The following is a 229-nucleotide window of genomic DNA, read 5'->3' as shown; positions in this document are numbered from 1 at the left end:
CCCTTTACGCCCACGGCCAAAGCAGCATCGACAGCACAAGCAGCCTGAACAACAGCGGCCGCATTCTCAGCACCTCAGAAACCCGCATCCGCAGCGCCCATATCGGCAACAGCGACCAAATCGACGGCGGCCTTCTCGACATTGCCGCCCCCGTATTGGACAACAGCGGCCGCATCAGCCAAAGCGGCAGTCAGGATCTGGCCGTCGATACCGCCCGCCTGGCCAACAG

1 protein-coding gene is annotated in these 229 nt (G+C 62.9%); it reads left to right on the top strand.

Going from position 1 to position 229, the window contains the following annotated elements; translation table 11 throughout:
* The coding region (locus tag ACTHS4_RS12820) for a hypothetical protein (protein WP_440366072.1) at nucleotides 1–229 on the top strand (229 nt) is incomplete at both ends.

This window comes from Neisseria sp. P0014.S009 (assembly GCF_051958155.1).
Classification (GTDB): domain Bacteria; phylum Pseudomonadota; class Gammaproteobacteria; order Burkholderiales; family Neisseriaceae; genus Neisseria; species Neisseria flavescens_C.
This window is presented reverse-complemented; position numbering and strand designations above follow the sequence as displayed.